This window comes from Tigheibacillus halophilus, assembly GCF_042683165.1.
GTDB lineage: Bacteria > Bacillota > Bacilli > Bacillales > Amphibacillaceae > Tigheibacillus > Tigheibacillus halophilus.
On record NZ_JBHUIZ010000005.1, the window covers coordinates 407,524 to 424,799 of the forward strand.

General features: G+C 42.5%; 15 protein-coding genes. 12 read left to right on the forward strand and 3 right to left on the reverse strand.

The features are described from left to right. Positions 1 to 223: 223 nt before the first annotated feature. The 9 genes from ACFSMW_RS08250 to qoxD all read left to right on the forward strand — a co-directional run bounded on the left by ACFSMW_RS08250 (position 224) and on the right by qoxD (position 9,980). The gene (locus ACFSMW_RS08250) at positions 224 to 1,861 is read left to right on the forward strand and encodes an ATP-binding protein (protein ID WP_390354670.1); all 1,638 of its coding nucleotides are present in this window, start codon (positions 224 to 226) and stop codon (positions 1,859 to 1,861) included. Positions 1,862 to 1,863: 2 nt separating this feature from the next. After that, positions 1,864 to 2,598 (forward strand): response regulator, encoded by a 735-nt coding sequence (locus ACFSMW_RS08255; protein ID WP_390354671.1) that lies wholly within the window; start codon positions 1,864 to 1,866, stop codon positions 2,596 to 2,598. Positions 2,599 to 2,730: 132 nt separating this feature from the next. Then, entirely contained in the window at positions 2,731 to 4,059 is a 1,329-nt protein-coding gene (locus ACFSMW_RS08260; protein WP_390354672.1) for a CitMHS family transporter, read from the forward strand. Positions 4,060 to 4,392: 333 nt separating this feature from the next. Beyond that, positions 4,393 to 4,950: a GTP cyclohydrolase I FolE gene (gene folE, locus ACFSMW_RS08265; RefSeq protein WP_390354777.1), complete on the forward strand. Its 558-nt coding sequence runs from the start codon at positions 4,393 to 4,395 to the stop codon at positions 4,948 to 4,950. A gap of 39 nt (positions 4,951 to 4,989) precedes the next feature. Further along, the gene (locus ACFSMW_RS08270; RefSeq protein WP_390354674.1) at positions 4,990 to 5,748 is read left to right on the forward strand and encodes an SDR family oxidoreductase; all 759 of its coding nucleotides are present in this window, start codon (positions 4,990 to 4,992) and stop codon (positions 5,746 to 5,748) included. Between the two features lie 355 nt (positions 5,749 to 6,103). Then, entirely contained in the window at positions 6,104 to 7,066 is a 963-nt protein-coding gene (gene qoxA / locus ACFSMW_RS08275; protein ID WP_390354676.1) for a cytochrome aa3 quinol oxidase subunit II, read from the forward strand. A 15-nt stretch (positions 7,067 to 7,081) separates the two neighbouring features. After that, positions 7,082 to 9,025 (forward strand): cytochrome aa3 quinol oxidase subunit I, encoded by a 1,944-nt coding sequence (gene qoxB / locus ACFSMW_RS08280; RefSeq protein ID WP_390354678.1) that lies wholly within the window; start codon positions 7,082 to 7,084, stop codon positions 9,023 to 9,025. Continuing rightward, the gene (qoxC, locus tag ACFSMW_RS08285) at positions 9,018 to 9,623 is read left to right on the forward strand and encodes a cytochrome aa3 quinol oxidase subunit III (RefSeq protein ID WP_390354680.1); all 606 of its coding nucleotides are present in this window, start codon (positions 9,018 to 9,020) and stop codon (positions 9,621 to 9,623) included. Before qoxB ends, qoxC begins: the two co-directional genes overlap by 8 nt. Beyond that, a complete protein-coding gene (qoxD, locus tag ACFSMW_RS08290) occupies positions 9,624 to 9,980 on the forward strand; it encodes a cytochrome aa3 quinol oxidase subunit IV (protein WP_390354682.1) in 357 nt (118 codons plus the stop codon). Between the two features lie 80 nt (positions 9,981 to 10,060). On the opposite strand, the gene ACFSMW_RS08295 is transcribed toward qoxD, so the two are convergent. After that, entirely contained in the window at positions 10,061 to 10,339 is a 279-nt protein-coding gene (locus tag ACFSMW_RS08295; protein ID WP_390354684.1) for a hypothetical protein, read from the reverse strand. Positions 10,340 to 10,959: 620 nt separating this feature from the next. Between ACFSMW_RS08295 and ACFSMW_RS08300 the strand changes: the two genes are divergently transcribed. The 3 genes from ACFSMW_RS08300 (at position 10,960) to ACFSMW_RS08310 (ending at position 14,731) form a co-directional block, all read left to right on the forward strand. Next, positions 10,960 to 12,252, forward strand: a complete 1,293-nt coding sequence (locus tag ACFSMW_RS08300; RefSeq protein WP_390354685.1) for a hemolysin family protein — start codon at positions 10,960 to 10,962, stop codon at positions 12,250 to 12,252. Between the two features lie 705 nt (positions 12,253 to 12,957). Next, on the forward strand, positions 12,958 to 14,136 hold the full coding sequence (locus ACFSMW_RS08305; protein WP_390354687.1) for an Alp7A family actin-like protein: 1,179 nt from the start codon (positions 12,958 to 12,960) through the stop codon (positions 14,134 to 14,136). Between the two features lie 10 nt (positions 14,137 to 14,146). Beyond that, positions 14,147 to 14,731, forward strand: a complete 585-nt coding sequence (locus ACFSMW_RS08310; RefSeq protein ID WP_390354689.1) for a hypothetical protein — start codon at positions 14,147 to 14,149, stop codon at positions 14,729 to 14,731. Positions 14,732 to 15,019: 288 nt separating this feature from the next. Here ACFSMW_RS08310 and ACFSMW_RS08315 read toward each other — a convergent pair whose 3' ends face one another. Together ACFSMW_RS08315 and ACFSMW_RS08320 are read right to left on the reverse strand one after the other, a co-directional pair. After that, a complete protein-coding gene (locus tag ACFSMW_RS08315; RefSeq protein WP_390354690.1) occupies positions 15,020 to 16,273 on the reverse strand; it encodes a dicarboxylate/amino acid:cation symporter in 1,254 nt (417 codons plus the stop codon). 213 nt (positions 16,274 to 16,486) lie between these two features. Continuing rightward, entirely contained in the window at positions 16,487 to 17,239 is a 753-nt protein-coding gene (locus tag ACFSMW_RS08320) for a hypothetical protein (protein WP_390354692.1), read from the reverse strand. Positions 17,240 to 17,276 lie beyond the last annotated feature (37 nt).

Here is a 17,276-nt window from a genome sequence, read left to right on the forward strand (position 1 = left end):
TATATAGATTCATCATGCATTACAGCGCATTAATCTGCATGGATTCTTAGTTTCTGTTTTCCCGGTTGACGCCAATTGCAATCAAAGGTAAAGGCGACCTCTTGTACTCAAAGAGGTTGCCTTTTGTGTGCACCTAGACTTCCATTTGTTCCATGGACATGGATGTAAAAAGAAACTAAAATGTAGACAGAGCTTTTATCCATTTTATAAGGGGAAAATTATGATGGGGTATATAACCGAACAGCGAAAAGATAAGCCGTTATATAAGCCTGTCGTCTTCAATTTGAAAATGAAGCTGATCACGGCTATTAGTGTATTGATCGTGGGGATATTCGTCATCTTTTCTCTTTTTTTGCATTATTTTATATCAGGACTTATTGAAGATCAGGTTGAAAAAAGGGCGCTCGGTCTTGCTAAAACGATTGCGGGTATGCCGGAGCTCAAAGATGCTTTTCAACAGGATGACCCGACAGGAGTGATACAAAAGCTGGTGGAGCCGATTCGAAAGGAAGCTGGGGCGCAATTCATTGTTGTTGGCAATAAAAAGGGAATCCGTTATTCCCATCCCTATACGGATAGAATCGGTAAAAGGATGGTAGGCGGCGATAATGAACCAGCTCTTAAGGCGGGAAAGTCTTACGTAACAAAAAATATTGGCTCACTTGGCCTGTCTATTAGAGGCAAGACCCCTGTACTGGATGATGACAGACACCCTATCGGGGTTGTTTCGGTAGGTTTTCTCAATGAAAATGTGAAAGCCATCGTAAAAAAACAAAGCAGGCTGTTATGGATGACAATGCTTGGAATCATATGTATCGGCATTCTAGGCGCGATATGGATAGCGTCATTCATTAAGAAAAGGCTATCTGATATGGAACCGGAAGAAATTTCATATACGCTGCAGCAAAAAGAGGCCATTTTGCAATCTGCACAGGAAGGTATCATTTCTGTAGACGCAGATGCAAGAATCACGTTGATTAATCAGGCTGCACAGCAAATGCTGGGTAACCAGCAGCACAGAGCGAAATCATGCATCGGCTTGCCTGTCAATGAATTACTCCCACATGCAAACTTGTTCACAGAGTATGGTTCCTGGATGAATCAAGAGCTAGTGATTGGCAATGATATTGTATTCGTCAGCCAGGTTCCAATCATGAACGGCGATGCAGTTATCGGTGGAGTAGCCACTTTGCGCAAAAAGCAGGAAATGGAAGCCATTACGAGTGAACTGAAACAAGTCAGACAATATGCCAATGCCCAGCGTGCGCAAACACATGAGTTTTCCAATAAATTGTCTATTGTACTCGGGCTTTTGCAGTTGAAGCAATACGAAGAAGCCATTTCTTTCATCAAGCGAGAGCAAGAGATTCAGCATGCATGGACACAATTTTTATTGAAAAATGTCCGGGATCCGCTTGTTTCAGGTTTGTTACAGGCCAAAATGAATGAAGCGGCAGAATTGGATATAGATATGACGATCCAATCAGAAAGCCAGTTACAGACTGTAGTGTCCGGAAAAAAACAGCAGGCACTTCTGACGGGCATCGGCAATCTTCTCGATAATGCGATGGAAGATTTAAAACGATTGCCGGTAAATGCTGAAAAACTGCTGGAAATCTTTTTTACGGACATAGGAGATGATGTGTTAGTAGAGGTCAGTGACAGCGGCTCGGGGATTGCGGAGGAGCATCTGCACCAAATCTTTCAACAAGGGTTTTCTACTAAGCAGGGAGAGCATCGCGGTACAGGCCTAGCGCTCGTCCGGCATCTCTTGCATGAAGCGGGTGGCGAAATCACAGTGGAACAAAGTGATTGGGATGGATCTTGTTTCATTATGACCATTCCAAAAGAAGGAGATTGAATATGTCATATCCTATTAAAGTGATGATCATCGAGGATGATTTTCGCATATCGTCTATCCATCAGCAGTTTGTAGAAGATGTAGATGGATTTACAGTCATAAAAGAAGCCAGAACCGCACTAGAGGCGAAAGATTTTTTGGAGTCTGTTGCCCAGCTGCCGGATTTGATTCTATTGGATATTTATATTCCAGATGTAGAGGGACTGGATTTGTTCTGGCATATCCGCAAAGAATATCATACTATCAGTTTAATTGCGGTTACAGCTGCAACTGAAGCTGGTACGGTTCAAAATGCTATTCGCGGCGGAGTTTTCGATTATATCATCAAACCAGTGGACGCAGAAAGGCTTAAGTGGTCGCTTCAGGACTTTCAGGAAAAAAAAGCTTTTCTTGCAGGGAGGAAAACGGTTCTCCAGAAAGAAATTGATTACTTGATTGGAATTCAATTCACCACAAAGGATGAACATGCGGTTAAGAAAACGGATCTGCCTAAAGGGGTCGATCCGATTACCTTGCGTGAAATCACTTTGTTACTGGGAGAGATGAGCCAGGGAATCACGGCAGTGGAATTGAGTAAGCGGACTGGCATGGGTCGAACGACCGCACGAAGATACCTGGAATATCTGGTTTCGATAAAGATGCTTCAGCCCAGCTTGAAATACGGAACGGTGGGCAGGCCGGAACGACAGTACATCATCCGTGGCACTTATGAACAAAATGAAAAAAATAAGGAATAAATTTATTATGGCAAGAAAGTTTTTTCCATTTTCCCCCTATGTTACATTTAGCTATATTGTACTTTCGAAAGTTCAAAAGATTATGTGGGTTATTTTGCAAACGCATTCAATGTAACTTGGGGAGGAAGAAACATGTTAAGTTTGATTGGTTTTATAACGATATTAGCAATTGTCCTGTTGTTATTAAGCGGAAAGCTCACCCCGATGATTCCACTGGTCCTGATCCCTATCATTGGGGCATTTGTGATGGGATTTGGCTTTGGGGAAATAGGCGATTTTTTTCATGATGGTCTTGGAAGCGTTCTCGATGTTGTAGTCATGTTTATATTTGCAATTCTGTACTTTGGACTAATGCAAGATGCAGGGTTGTTTGACCCCTTAATTAACAAAATGATCGGTTGGTCCAAGGGGAGCGTGGTCACAGTCAGTGTTGCTACCGTTTTGATTGCTGCTGTTGCACATCTGGACGGCTCAGGTGCTTCCACATTTCTTATAACCATACCTGCATTGCTGCCGTTGTATAATCGTTTAAAAATGAGTCGATATTTACTGTTATTGCTCATTGGAGGAAGTGCCAGTGTGATGAACATGGTGCCATGGGCCGGACCGCTGGGCAGAACGGCATCTGTTTTGAAAATGGATGTGGCGGAGCTTTGGCATCCACTCATTCCGATTCAAATTATCGGGATGATATTGATGGTGGGATTGGCTATTTTACTTGGCTTCAGAGAGAAAAAACGAATCGAACGTACATATGGAGCCATTGATGCACAGGCTGCCATTTCAGAGATGGCCGGAACTGTGAAGGATACAAAAAAAGAAAGTGAAAAAAGGCTGCTTGCCAGACCTAACATGCTGTGGTTCAACTTTATACTAACAGTCGCTGTCATCTTTGTCCTGGTTTGGGGAGTCATTCCTGCCGGATTTACTTTCATGATTGGGTTGTGTATCGCTTTACCGCTGAATTATCCAAAAATCAAGGATCAGACAGAACGTATCAGGACGCATGCACCCAATGCATTGACAATGGCCTCCATCATTTTGGCTGCTGGTTCATTTTTGGGAATTCTGAGCGGTACGGGTATGCTGGATGCGATCGCGAAAGATATGGTGAAAGTATTACCGGGGTTTATCGGTCCATACCTTCATTTGGTTTTGGGTGTAATTGGCATTCCGCTTGAACTGTTGCTCAGTACAGATGCCTACTATTTTGCATTATTGCCAGTAGCAGACAGTATCGGTTCTGGATTCAGCATCGATTCATTATCCATGTCCTATGCTATGATCGTTGGCAATATCGTCGGTACATTCATCAGTCCGTTTTCACCAGCGCTATGGCTGGCACTTGGTTTAGCTGGTGCAGAAATGGGCAAGCATATCCGCTACAGCATATTCTGGCTATGGGGCATCAGTCTTGTGCTGCTGCTTGTCTCTGTAGTCACAGGTGTCATTCATATATAGGAAAGAACCTCATATGATTGGAGTCTGAGAACGCTTTTCTTTCGAGAAAGGCGTTTTTTGCATTTTCACTTGGGAATTGAAACTGCGATTACAGAATGAGTAAAACGTCAAACTTCACATACACTAACGGCAGCTTGACTAATTTCATTGACTTATACAAAAACAATATACTACACTAATATTATGTATGCATGAATCTAATATCAAAAAAGAATTATTCTAAATAGAGTTGTTCAGAGAAGAGGTTACATGATGTCAATGACACAAGATGAGATAAATATGATAAGACTGAAGGAAATGCTGCATGCTGATCCCGAGAGTCTGGAAAACAAAATGAAAGATTCACGAGAATTTATGGAAGCAGTCAGGAAACTGATTCAAGTGTGCGGTGATGATCCTGACCGGCAAGGGCTGCAGGAAACTCCTTTCCGTGTGATGAAAAAATTCCTCGAGTATACAGAAGGATACAGAGAAGAACCGAAAGCACATTTAGAGAAGTTGTTCGATGTGGACCACCGTGATTTGATCATGGTAAAGGATATCGACTTTGATTCCGTCTGTGAACATCACTTCGCTCCAATTTTCGGTGTGGCACATGTAGGCTATATTCCGAATGGGAAAATCACGGGTTTGTCTAAAATTGCCCGCATGGTTGATGGCTATGCAAAGCGTTTCCAAGTTCAGGAACGGCTTACAAACCAAATTGCTGAAGCAATGGAAGAGGTATTGCGTCCCCAAGGAGTAATGGTTGTTATAGAAGCCAAGCATATGTGCATGTGCGGACGCGGCGTGAAAAAAAGAGACTCTGTTACAGTATCAACTGCCAGTAGGGGAATTTTCGCCGAGAATCCGGAGAAACGTAAGGAATTCCTGTCGTTATTGAAAAACTGAAACCATAAAATGACTGATTGATGGGGAGGATGTTGTTCTTTGAGGCATGCAATCATCACCGCGGGATCGAAAGGACTTGGAAAAATGGTTACGGAACGTTTTTTGCAGGATGGCTGTTCGGTAACTGTCAATTTCCACAGTGATAAAAAAAGAGTAGAAGAACTGAAACAAGCCTGGCAAGCATATGAAAACAGGTTGCATTTCGTACAAGGGGATGTGACGAGGAAAGCAGATGTGCAGCATATCGTCGATCAAGCGATGCAGCGTTTTGGACGTGTGGATTATCTGATTAATAATGCAGGACCATATGTGTTCGAAGAAAAGAAACTGGTGGATTATGAGGATGCAGAATGGTATGAAATGATTGAGGGGAATCTCAGTGCTGTTTTTCATTTTGTAAAGCGTGTCATTCCTATCATGAGAAAGCAACAATTCGGCCGAATCATCACCTATGGTTTTCAGGACGCTCAGCACACGCCAGGATGGCTGTATCGTTCTGCATTCAGTGCCGCGAAAGTGGGCCTTGTCTCTTTGACAAAGTCTATTGCCTTGGAGGAAGCCGGCAATGGCATTACCGCGAATATGGTTTGTCCAGGTGATATCACCGGTGAAATGAAAGAAGCGGATATTCGAACTGCTAAGTCCGTCAAAGACGACAAAACTCCCGTCGGTCGTCCGGGTTCAGGGGGGGACATTGCCCGCCTGATCGCATTTCTATGCAGCGAAGACTCTGACTTGATTACCGGCAGTGTCATTGCAGGCTCTGGCGGCATCGATGTGGTGAATCGGAAAAGATAAATAAAAATGTACTGGCAAAAAACCAATACCCCCATTAGCGGGATATTGGTTTTTTACTATAAAGGGGGTTTTGGATCGGGTTCTGTGCAAACATTCTTTTTCACCAGTCGTTCTTGGTGCCAATGTGGAGGTTACACCAGGCAAGGGAAAGAGATGTTTATAATCGGCCTGATCTGATAAACATAAAATGTTACGATTCATTGACGTAAATGCAACAAAAACTTGAACATTTTGGGAAATACGTTTCCCATTGTTTTTTTCGTGAAATACATTGGTTAGGTCGTTAATTAACTACGAAATGATAATAGGGTAAACATGATCATTGATATATGACATGAAAACGGAGGTGTTACGAATGCGGTTTTGGAGGCCACGCAGCAAGAAAGGATTTATCCTCATATTAGCAGCTTTTTTCCTTATCTTCCTGAGCGGCTGTGATTCGATAGCGGTCTTTGATCCAAAAGGGCCAGTTGCCCAGAGGCAAAAAGACTTGATTATGTACTCGTTATATTTTATGGCTGGAATTATCCTTGTTGTTTATGTCGCTTTTACGATTATTGTAATTAAATATCGAAACCATCCTAATCGAAAAGCGAGTTCTTATAAGGAAGATTTGCACGGGAATAATCTTTTGGAGTCCATCTGGACCATTATCCCGATTGTCATCGTGACAGCCTTGGCGATTCCGACGATTTCCGCTGTGTTTGATCTGGAAAAGCCACCGGAGGCTGCGGTAAAAGAAAAAACAAAAGATCCGCTGGTTATCTATGCAACTTCCGCAGATTGGAAATGGATTTTCAGCTATCCGAAGGAAAGTATAGAAACGGTGAATTATTTGCACATACCTACTGACCGCCCTGTTGAATTCCGCTTATCCTCGACTGGTTCCATGGCGGCATTGTGGATTCCGCGCCTTGGCGGACAGAAATACAATATGGCAGGCATGGAAACAATCCTTTATCTGCAGGCAGATAAAGAGGGGGATTATCGTGGACGAAATGCCAACTTCACTGGAGAAGGATTTGCGGAGCAGACTTTCCATGTCCATGCGGAGAAAGAGGACACATTTCAAAGCTGGGTGAAGGACATGCAAAATAATGCGCCGAAACTGACCCAGAAAAAATATGACAACATCATCAAACCTGGGCTTGTGGATAAGCAAGTATTTTCTTCTACACATCTGAAATGGGTGGACCACGGCACTCATGCTGGTATGGACTATTTTATCAAGCGTTATCGCGACGCCTATGAGGATGATATGGGATTGAAGAGAAAAAACGGGAAAAGTGAGGTAGATCCTCAGGAGGATAAGAATTAGAAAGTTGGTGATTCCATGAAACTTGATGACTTTTTTGTTACCGGTGAGCCGCTCGTTTATGGCGGAATGGTGGCTATTGTGCTCGTCACGACCGCCATTATTTTCATTCTGACATACTTTAAAAAATGGAAATGGCTCTGGCGTGAATGGCTGACAACTGTCGATCATAAAAAAATTGGGATAATGTATATTCTGAGCGCATTGGCTATGTTGTTCCGCGGTGGCATGGACGCCATGATGATGCGGACGCAGCTGGCTTTACCCAATTTGAATTTTCTAAGCGCGCAACACTATGATGAAATTTTTACGACACATGGGACAGTTATGATTATTTTCATGGCTATGCCATTTTTAATCGGCTTGATGAATATTGTTGTTCCATTACAAATTGGCGCGAGAGACTTTGCCTTTCCATATGTGAATGCGATCAGCTTCTGGTCCTTCTTTTTCGGCGCTATGCTGTTCAACATTTCATTTGTCATAGGCGGGTCGCCAGATGCCGGCTGGACGAGTTACACTCCGCTGGCAGGAGCAGCAATGAGTCCGGGGCCTGGAGAAAATTTTTATTTACTTGGCTTGCAGCTCGCCGGTATCGGTACATTGGCGACAGGCGTTAATCTGATGGTGACGATATTAAAAATGCGCGCACCAGGCATGAAAATGTTCAAGATGCCTATCTTCACTTGGTCGACCTTCATTACATGCTTTATTATTGTCTTCGCTTTTCCAATCTTGACCATCGCACTTGCACTCTTGACGATTGACAGGGTTTTTGGTTCGCAGTTTTTCTCACTTGATGGTCAAGGTATGCCGATGATGTGGGCGAATTTGTTTTGGATGTGGGGGCATCCGGAGGTCTACATCGTTGTACTGCCAGCATTCGGTATTTTTTCGGAAGTCATTGCGACGTTCGCACATAAGAGGATCTTCGGCTATGACGCTATGGTATGGTCGATCATCCTCATTGCCGGCTTAAGTTTCCTTGTCTGGGTTCACCATTTCTTCACGATGGGGGCTGGGGCTTTCGTGAATTCAGTTTTCTCGGTTTCCACGATGTTAATCTCAGTGCCAACAGGGGTTAAGATATTTAACTGGCTTGGAACCCTGTATAAATCAAAAATTGAATTTTCCACTGCCATGCTGTGGGCTCTGGCGTTTATTCCAAGTTTCGTGATTGGCGGTGTGACTGGTGTGATGCTCGGAATGTCTGCTGCGGATTATCAGTTTCACAATTCGTACTTCCTGATTGCCCACTTCCACTATGTGTTGATTGCCGGAACGGTTTTTGCCTGCTTTGCGGGTCTGACTTACTGGTATCCAAAAATGTTCGGGCTGAAATTAAATGACCGGCTGGGAAAATGGGCATTTTGGTTCTTCCTGATCGGATTTCATGTTTGTTTCCTGCCGCAGTACTTTATCGGTTTGGACGGCATGCCGCGCCGAGTCTTTTATATCTTGCCCGAATGGTTCACGCTAAACTTCATTTCTACAATTGGCGCTTTTGGCATGGGAATCGGATTTGCAATATTTGTCTACAACGTTTATTACAGTTTCAGGTACAGTCCGCGGGAAAAAACGGGTGATTCCTGGGGCGGTCGAACACTGGAATGGGCAACACCGACACCAGTGCCGCCATATAATTTTGCAACACTGCCAACCATCAGTGAACGTGATGCCTTTGTCGAAATGAAAAAAAATGGAGAAACCACTTTTGATGAAAAGAAACTTTCGCCAATTCATATGCCGAGCAATACGGGCAAGCCGTTTATCATGATGTTTATTCTGTTTCTGGCAAGCTTTGCACTTGTTTTTGAATGGATTTCGTTGGCGGCTGTAATGGCTGCGGGCGGCATAGTGATGATGATTATCCGTTCCTTTGATTATGATGAAGGTTACCATATTGAAGTAGCGGAAATAAAACGGATGGAGCGTGGCAGAAGGGGGTTAGACCATGAATGAAGAACAGGCACAACCGAGACCGCTTGAATACCAAACGGAAAGAGGACAGTTGAATATTCTCGGGTTTTGGATTTTCCTGTCTGCTGAACTGGCATTGTTTGCAACGCTTTTTGCTACCTACGCGGTGCTCTACGGGAGAATAGCGGATGCCCCTTCACCAAGCGAATTGTTCGAGCCGACAGGCACTTTGATCATGACGTTTTTGTTATTAACGAGTAGCTTCACATGCGGTATCGCAATTCATGAAATGCGCCATGGGGCAAAAAAGCAACTAATGGCGTGGCTGATTCTTACATTGTTGCTTGGTTTTTCCTTTCTTGGGTTTGAAATCCATGAATTTATGGAGTATGTCCAGCAAGGTGCCACTTTGCAATCCAGCGCTTTTTGGTCAGCCTTCTTTATTCTGGCCGGCACGCACGGTGTTCATGTCACATTGGGGACAGGATGGATGATTCTGCTGCTCATCCAGCTGCGTCAGCGTGGGATTACAAGGGTAACCAGCCGAAAAGTTTTTATCATCGGACTATATTGGCACTTTCTCGATGTCGTTTGGATTTTTATTTTTACCGGCGTGTACCTGTTTGGGATGGTGATGTAAATGGAAAAGAGGTCAAAACAGTTTCCTGTCAAACATATCATCGGCTTTATTTTATCGCTAGCGCTGACTATTGTGGCTGCATGGGCGGCACTTGGTTCTGATTTGCCTAAGAGTTGGATTATTGCCGGGATCATGACACTTGCTGTCATCCAGGCTGCCATTCAGCTATTTATGTTCATGCACGTGACGGAGTTCGCCAGCGGTAACGGCCATGCGCCGTGGAATATGATGTTCCACGGGTTTGTGATTGTCGCGATTATTGTTGCTGGCTCCCTGTTTACCATGTCCTATGGATTCGGGCATCAGGACCATGGAGATGGTATGGAGCAGGACAGCCATATGGAACATGGTCATTAAAAATGTAAGATTTATTGTTGCCAAATCATCAAGATCGAAAAAGCCATCCTTTTCATGTCTGAAAAGGATGGCTTCACTGTTTAGTAAGTGGTGGTTGTTTTTTTGGCCGCTTCATATTCTTTTATAAGGAATCCGATAAACATGATCCATGCAAATTCAGCTATGAGCAGGCTGGCGTAAAACATAATCCAGGTGATGGAGAATGCATGGGGAGCGGTATGGAATAATGCTTGGAAAAAATAGATCCACATTCCAATCAGCATCACTGTTTGTACAGCAGCGATTATCTTTTTGTTCAATTGAACGAATAGGAACGGAGTCAGCGACGCCAGTGCCATGAACATGACAACAATACCCATTGATGATCATCTCCCTGTAAACTTCAATTTGAAAGCGCTCTCCTTACTTTATATGTTTATTGTAACAGATTTATCGAAAAAAAGACACAAAAAGTTCATAAATGTGTATTTACAAAAAAATGTATTGGAACGACAATTTGTTGGACTTGTCTGAATCCTTTTGGTTATGTCTATCATGTCTAAGTGAATCCCATTAGCTTCATCAAACCGTAACAGCTTTTTCAAAAAGCAGAAAAAGTCATCCTGTTGATTACTATTGGACCAGTGGATAAGTCCTCGGGGGGGGAGATTGTACATTTTTGACAAGATTGGTTGTCCAGAAAAACTGTATGAACGGATTTCACTTGCTACCATCGCCGCTAGAATGGCAGAGTCCTTGCGATGATGTACAAATGAAGCTATTCGTTCCTTATCATTAATTCTTGCATTTCTCTTTTATAGTACGATATAATTTTTATCAATCAGGGGGGTGGTTCAAGTGGGAAGTCGATAACATGGACAGGCAGCTTTTTTTCTATTTGCGAAAAAAGGAGCCGAATAATTGAACCACAGCGGACATCTAATTTTGTAAACACCACAGGAGGTGAAACCCGAGTGCCATTCTGGCACAGGGTTATTCATTGGAAATAGTTAACATACTTGGGGTTGTCATATTGATTGCTTTTACAGCTTTCTTTGTGGCAGCCGAATTTTCCATCGTAAAGGTAAGAGCTACCAGAATCGAACAATTGATTGATGAGGGTAATAAGAAGGCAGTATCAGCAAAAAAAGTTATTGATCATTTAGATAGTTATTTATCAGCTACCCAACTTGGAATCACAGTTGCTGCTTTAGGGTTAGGGTGGCTTGGTGAGCCGACAGTGCTTGCGGTAATCGAGCCAGTGCTTGATAAGTTTGCAATTAGTCCGGCTGTATCGAAAATCATTGCCTTTGTTCTCGCTTTTTCAGTGATGACATTTTTAAATGTTGTCATTGGTGAATTAGCACCAAAGTCGATCGCGATCCAAAAGGCGGAAAATTTCACTTTATTTCTCGCCAGACCATTGATTATATTTTATAAGATATTGTTTCCGTTCATTTGGTTCTTGAATGGGTCCTCACGCTTGATACTGCGAGTGCTGGGCTTCAAACCCGCAAGTGAGAACGAAGCAGCAATGACAGAGGAAGAACTGCGGCTTGTTCTTTCGGAGAGCTATAAGGGCGGGGAGATCAACCAGACAGAAATGATGTATGTGAATAATATATTTGAATTTGATGATCGGGTCGCAAAAGAAATCATGGTGCCCCGTACTGAAATGGTATGTTTTTACAAGGACAGAGATGCTGCTGAGAATATCGCGATTATGAACGATGGTCAATTTACGAGATATCCGGTGGCAGAGGGCGATAAAGATCATATTGTTGGTCTGGTCAATATCAAGGAAATGATAACGAAGCATATAAAGCAGGAGCAAGTGTCTATTGAACCATTAATCAGACCAATTATTCACGTTTCGGAAGCGACACCCATCAAGAAATTATTGCTGAAAATGCAGAAGGAACGAATTCATATGGCGATTGTCATTGATGAATACGGCGGGACCTCCGGGTTGGTCACGGTCGAAGATATCCTGGAGGAAATCGTTGGTGAAATCCGTGATGAGTTCGATTACAATGAACAACCAATGGTTACCAAAATTGATGATAAAACATATATTGTAGATGGTAAGCTTTTACTGGAAGATGTGAATGAGATTGTCGGCTCGGATTTACTTGAGGATGATGAGGTAGATACGATCGGAGGGTGGATCATCACCAAAAATTTGGAAGCTGAAAAAGGAACTACTGTGACCTGTGGTGATTTTGATTTCATCATCGAGGAAATAGATGGCTATCAAATTAAAAAAGTTAAAATCGCCGCAACAAATATATAAAGGAGACTCATTTCCCTTATCCCAAATCAGGATAGGGGATTTTTTGATGCGAAATATAATAAGGGAGCCCAATAGCAAGTGAAAACCGCATCATTTTAAGCTTATTTGAAGGCGTTTTATAGAAGTATTGATAACGTGAGTGTTATTTGTTTAAAAATCGCTCAAATAAGCTTAATTAGCATATTTTACCGTGTGAAGCTATTTTCTTGAGTCGATTGTTTTTTGTTTTGGCTTCGTTCTGTTATTTTCTCTTCTTCCTCATTTTAAATCTATCAAACATTTAATTCAGAAATAAATGAAAGGATGCGCAACTTAATCTTTTACGAATTTAATATGTGCCACTTCATCACGAAACTTTGTAATATAAACTTGTTTACATTTATGACTACAAGTATACATTAGCGTAAACAAAAGTAAACAATAACTGTATACTTGTATACAAATGGGTATGCATGCTGGTATATTAAGGTGTAAACGTGTATGCATAAAAAGTATGCAAGTAAACGGTTTTGTAAACAAATTGGAGAGAAACGTAAACATGTTTACAAGTTTATTAATTTTTCCGTAATGACATTGCAGTAACCAGTAATTACATTTAAAATAAATAGAGTAGATGCTATCCAGTCAATCTCCTTTAGTTGATACATAAGAGAATGAAGAAGACGGATATGCCATGAAATCATTAAATGAGAAGGAATGATGAGAATGACACAAACGAGAATTGCTGCAGTAGATGTAGGTAACGATTCTATTAAAGCTATATTTGGAGATTTGGATTATGAATTGAACATCCCAAACGTTATTGCGAGAGATACAGAAGATCGTCCGGTAATCGGGATTGAAGAATTGGATTCTAAAAACCCTTTGGAAGGGATACATGTTAGAGTCCATTCCCCTGCATTGAATGAAAATGGTGTGATTTACCGTGTCGGCTCACTTGCCGCGAAAAGTAATAACTCGACTGAACTGGATCCGGGAAGCAGTAAGTCAGAAGAGGATCAAACATTGGTTATGCTGTTCACCACCCTGGCTTTAGATGCGGTGCGCAAAGAAAACGAATCCGCTTTTACAAAGAAGAACAATGTAGTCGATGCCAGTTACTTACTGGGAACAGGTCTGCCGCTCCGGGAAGCAAAAGAAGGAAGAGACGCAGGGTATCGTTCCAAATTGTTGGGGTCTGTCCATCAAGTAGAATTCCTGGTCACACCGAAATATCAAGGCATAAAGGTTAATATCAATTTTGAAGACGTTAAAGTCTATCCGGAAGGTTTTGCGGCCTTTATCAACTTGGTTATGGATAACGATGGGAAAATCACGAACAAAGATTTGATTGACAAACGCATTATCATTCAAGACATCGGTGGACTTTCGACAGATATTGCTGTTATTAAAAACCGTACTGTAGATGATGACAAGGCACAGGGGTTCAACCTTGGTGTTTCAGAATCTCTGGAAGCGATCCGCGACGAGATCCTGTCCAAGCACGGAGTTGAACTAGACAGCCGCAGTGATGTAGTGGAAATTATTACAAAAAAGAACGATCGTAACCATATCATGGTAAAAGGCAGCCGTACAAGTGTCCATGATATTACAGACAGGATATTGCTGGAGCTTGCCAAGAAGCAATATCGATTGCTTCGGAATGTGTGGCAAAAGAACTCCCAGACGGAAATATGCTATTTTGTAGGTGGCGGCTCCAATGTTTTGAAGGATTATCTAAAAACGCTTAATAACAATCTGGAAGGTTATAACATCGATTTCTTCGAGAACGAAAAGGAAAGTATCTGGATGATGGCCAATGCTTATTATAAACTTGTCAAAGATTTTGAAAGAAGATCAAAAAAGGCAAAGCCTGCCAAGGAAACAAGCAAGGCTACGAACTAGGTGAATAACATTGAGTGAGATCAAGCGAGGACAAACTATATCGTTTCGCGTTCCTTCTGATACACCGGACCACCTGCTGAAACACTTGGATGCATTGAAAAAACAGGAACGCCGGAACTTTTCCAGTAAAATAGCCGAGTATGTCATGAATGGCTTGGGGCAATCATATCAGCGCAAACGTGAATCGATAACAGTCCCGCTTCCCCACCAGCTTAGCAAAGCACAGCGCGACTGGCTGAAACACGAGCATTCAGAGGCACTGCTTGGCAGCATTGTCTACCACATACTAGCGGATCCTGTCAGGGCAACGTCTTTGCTGGCTTCAATGAATAGTAGCGCGCTGGACATTGATGAAGCGCTGTATTTACAAGAAGAAGTCCTGGATGATAAGCCGGTGGTGCAAGAAAAGCCGGCAGCTGAAAAGCCAGTTTCATCGAACAAAGAAAACAGCGCTGACATGGACAGCATTGATTGGGAAGCAGCGATGAAAGATCAGCGTGAAGCTGTGGAAGAAACGGCTGCAGCATCAGATGAAGATAATGAGGCTGACCTGGACGATTTGCTGGGAGATTTTCTATCGAAAATGAATAAATAAGTATGACTTGGGAAAGTTTAAAATTCTCCAAAACTCCATTGACATGCGTAAAAACGTAAATTAGTATGGAAGTAGATAAAATGTATTATGATGAAGCAGCCCAGAGGTGATGTACATATGGCTAACGGCTACTTGGAAAAATTAAAAAAACTGGTACACGAATTACAACTGCAAGGAATTAATGCATCACTATGTAAAAAACCAGCAGTACAAGAAAATAATTAATCAAAACAGCATCTATCGCAGCTGAAGACTGCAATAGATGCTGTTTTTGTTTCTCATATCAAATCAATGTCCGCTTTCCTGGATACATGACAAATCACGCGAACGCTTCTTTTCGGATTGGTTGATAATACATGTTCCAACCAGGTCCCCTGTCACATTCAAGGAAGTACAGCCCATACCTACAAGTGCGTCGATTGCAGTAAGCAAACCGACTGCTTCCATCGGGAGCCCTATCTGCGAGAAGACGGTGGCAATCATGATAATTCCCGCCCCTGGCACACCTGCAGTACCTATAGAAGCCAATGTTCCAACCAGCACTACCTGCAGCATGTCAGTGAAACTTAATGGGCTCCCCATAGCATTGGCTGCAAATACGGCAGATACAGCAATCCGGATGGCTGCACCATCCATGTTTACTGTCGCCCCAAGCGGCAAGCTGAAGCTGTACAGGCTTTTGGAAAGCCCTAATTTCTGTGCCGCTTGCAATGTAAGCGGCAGTGTGCCTGAACTGCTTTGTGTCACAAATGAGGTGAGCATCGGTGTTCTGGCAGCCGAAAAGAATTTTAATGGCGATATACCGCTAATAAGCATGAAAAGCACATAGACACCAAGATGGACGATTAAAGCGATATACAGTACCATGACGACATGTCCCAGCGAAAGCAACGTATGCACTCCCTGTGTACCGACCGTTTTAGCCATAATAGCGAAGATGCCTATAGGCACATATTGCAAGATAACGTTCATCAGACGAAACGTTGCTTCATTCAGCCCTTCGATGACAGTATAAACAGTATCCCCTGTCTGTTTGAACTTGTCGGAGCCCCTAAGCGATGCAATAGCGATTCCGAAAGCAAAAGCAGTAAAAATCATGCCCAGCAGGTTCATTTCGGTAAAAGCCTGGACAATATTGTCAGGCACGATATGGAGCAATACATGGACCGCTCCAGGGTTCTCAGGGATATCTACGGCATCACTGGATTTTAACTGGATCCCTGTCCCAGGTTTGAAAACCATGGAAACGAGGATACCGACGACGATGGCTAAAGCGGAAGTCACTACATAATAACTGAACACTTTTCCGCCCATTCTGCCAAGGTTGGTAATACTTGTCTGATTCACACCTACGATGAGAGTGAATAAAATCAACGGTATGATAAGAAACTGCAGGAGACGCAACAATAAATCCCCGAATGGCGCAAGTACAGTTGCAGCCTCTTTTCCAAATACCAAACCGACAATGATACCCAGAATTAGTCCAATCGTTATTTTTAGGATTAACGATGCATCCAGGTATTTGTGAAAAAGAGTTTTCACAATTCGACCTCCTATATAAAATGAACCTTCATTCCATCGCTGTTTGTTTAGCTTGTTGAATGTTCATTTGGTGGACAGGATTTGAATTATTCACGCTTAAAACCGGAAGGATTACGATATATCAAGCGTGATAACTCTAAACCTGATTATTTCACTTGGTTTTATGCGCTACTTACTTTACGCTTTCTGTTAATGACTGTCAAAAAACTTGCTTCAGTCACTCCGCATCTGTGCCCACTCCTGGATGACTGATTTGTACATGCCCTTATTTCTCGAAAAAATGCGCTGACGATGGCCGTTAGCACCGGATGGATGTGGAAATCCACTCAGGCAATAAGCATTTGTAATTTGTTTTTCTTTCATTAGTCTTTGGATTTCCTGATCAACAACTTTTCCAAGCGGTATGATCAGTTTCGTTGTGTGAATAGCTTCCATTTCATTAGGGAATACCTCATTTAAATAGGTATGCAGGGCGGGGACCCGTTGTAAAACGGGCTGATAACCAGTGTAATTTTTGCCGCTGCGAAACAAAGGGTATTTAACGATGGAGGTTGTATGCAGCAAGTGTCTGTGCTCCGAAAACAAGGAGTTTGCCGAAATATGCAGCACATCAAATAATCCACACGACTGTAGCATCTTGACCAAATTAATCCGCATGGAGCCGATAAAGCTTGCGGCTTCCTTCGTCTCCTTAAGTACCTGGTGCAGTGTTTTTCCTTGGTTATAGCTATGTAAGAATTGAATGAGAGCTGCTCTCATTTGCTGCCAGCCTGGTGTGATGCCAGCAATAACAACTGGAGCATCATAATTGATGTATTCATTATGAGGAGAATAGAACATTTCCAACCCGCTTGAACGTCCCATTAGCAAAAGGGGGCTATTTAATATATTTTGCTTGGTAATCTCTATTTTGTCCGCAGCCATTTTTTCCAATACTGGTAAAAAAGAAGCAAATGCACTATTCATCGTCCTCAACTCCCCCCTTAGATACCTTTACATTACC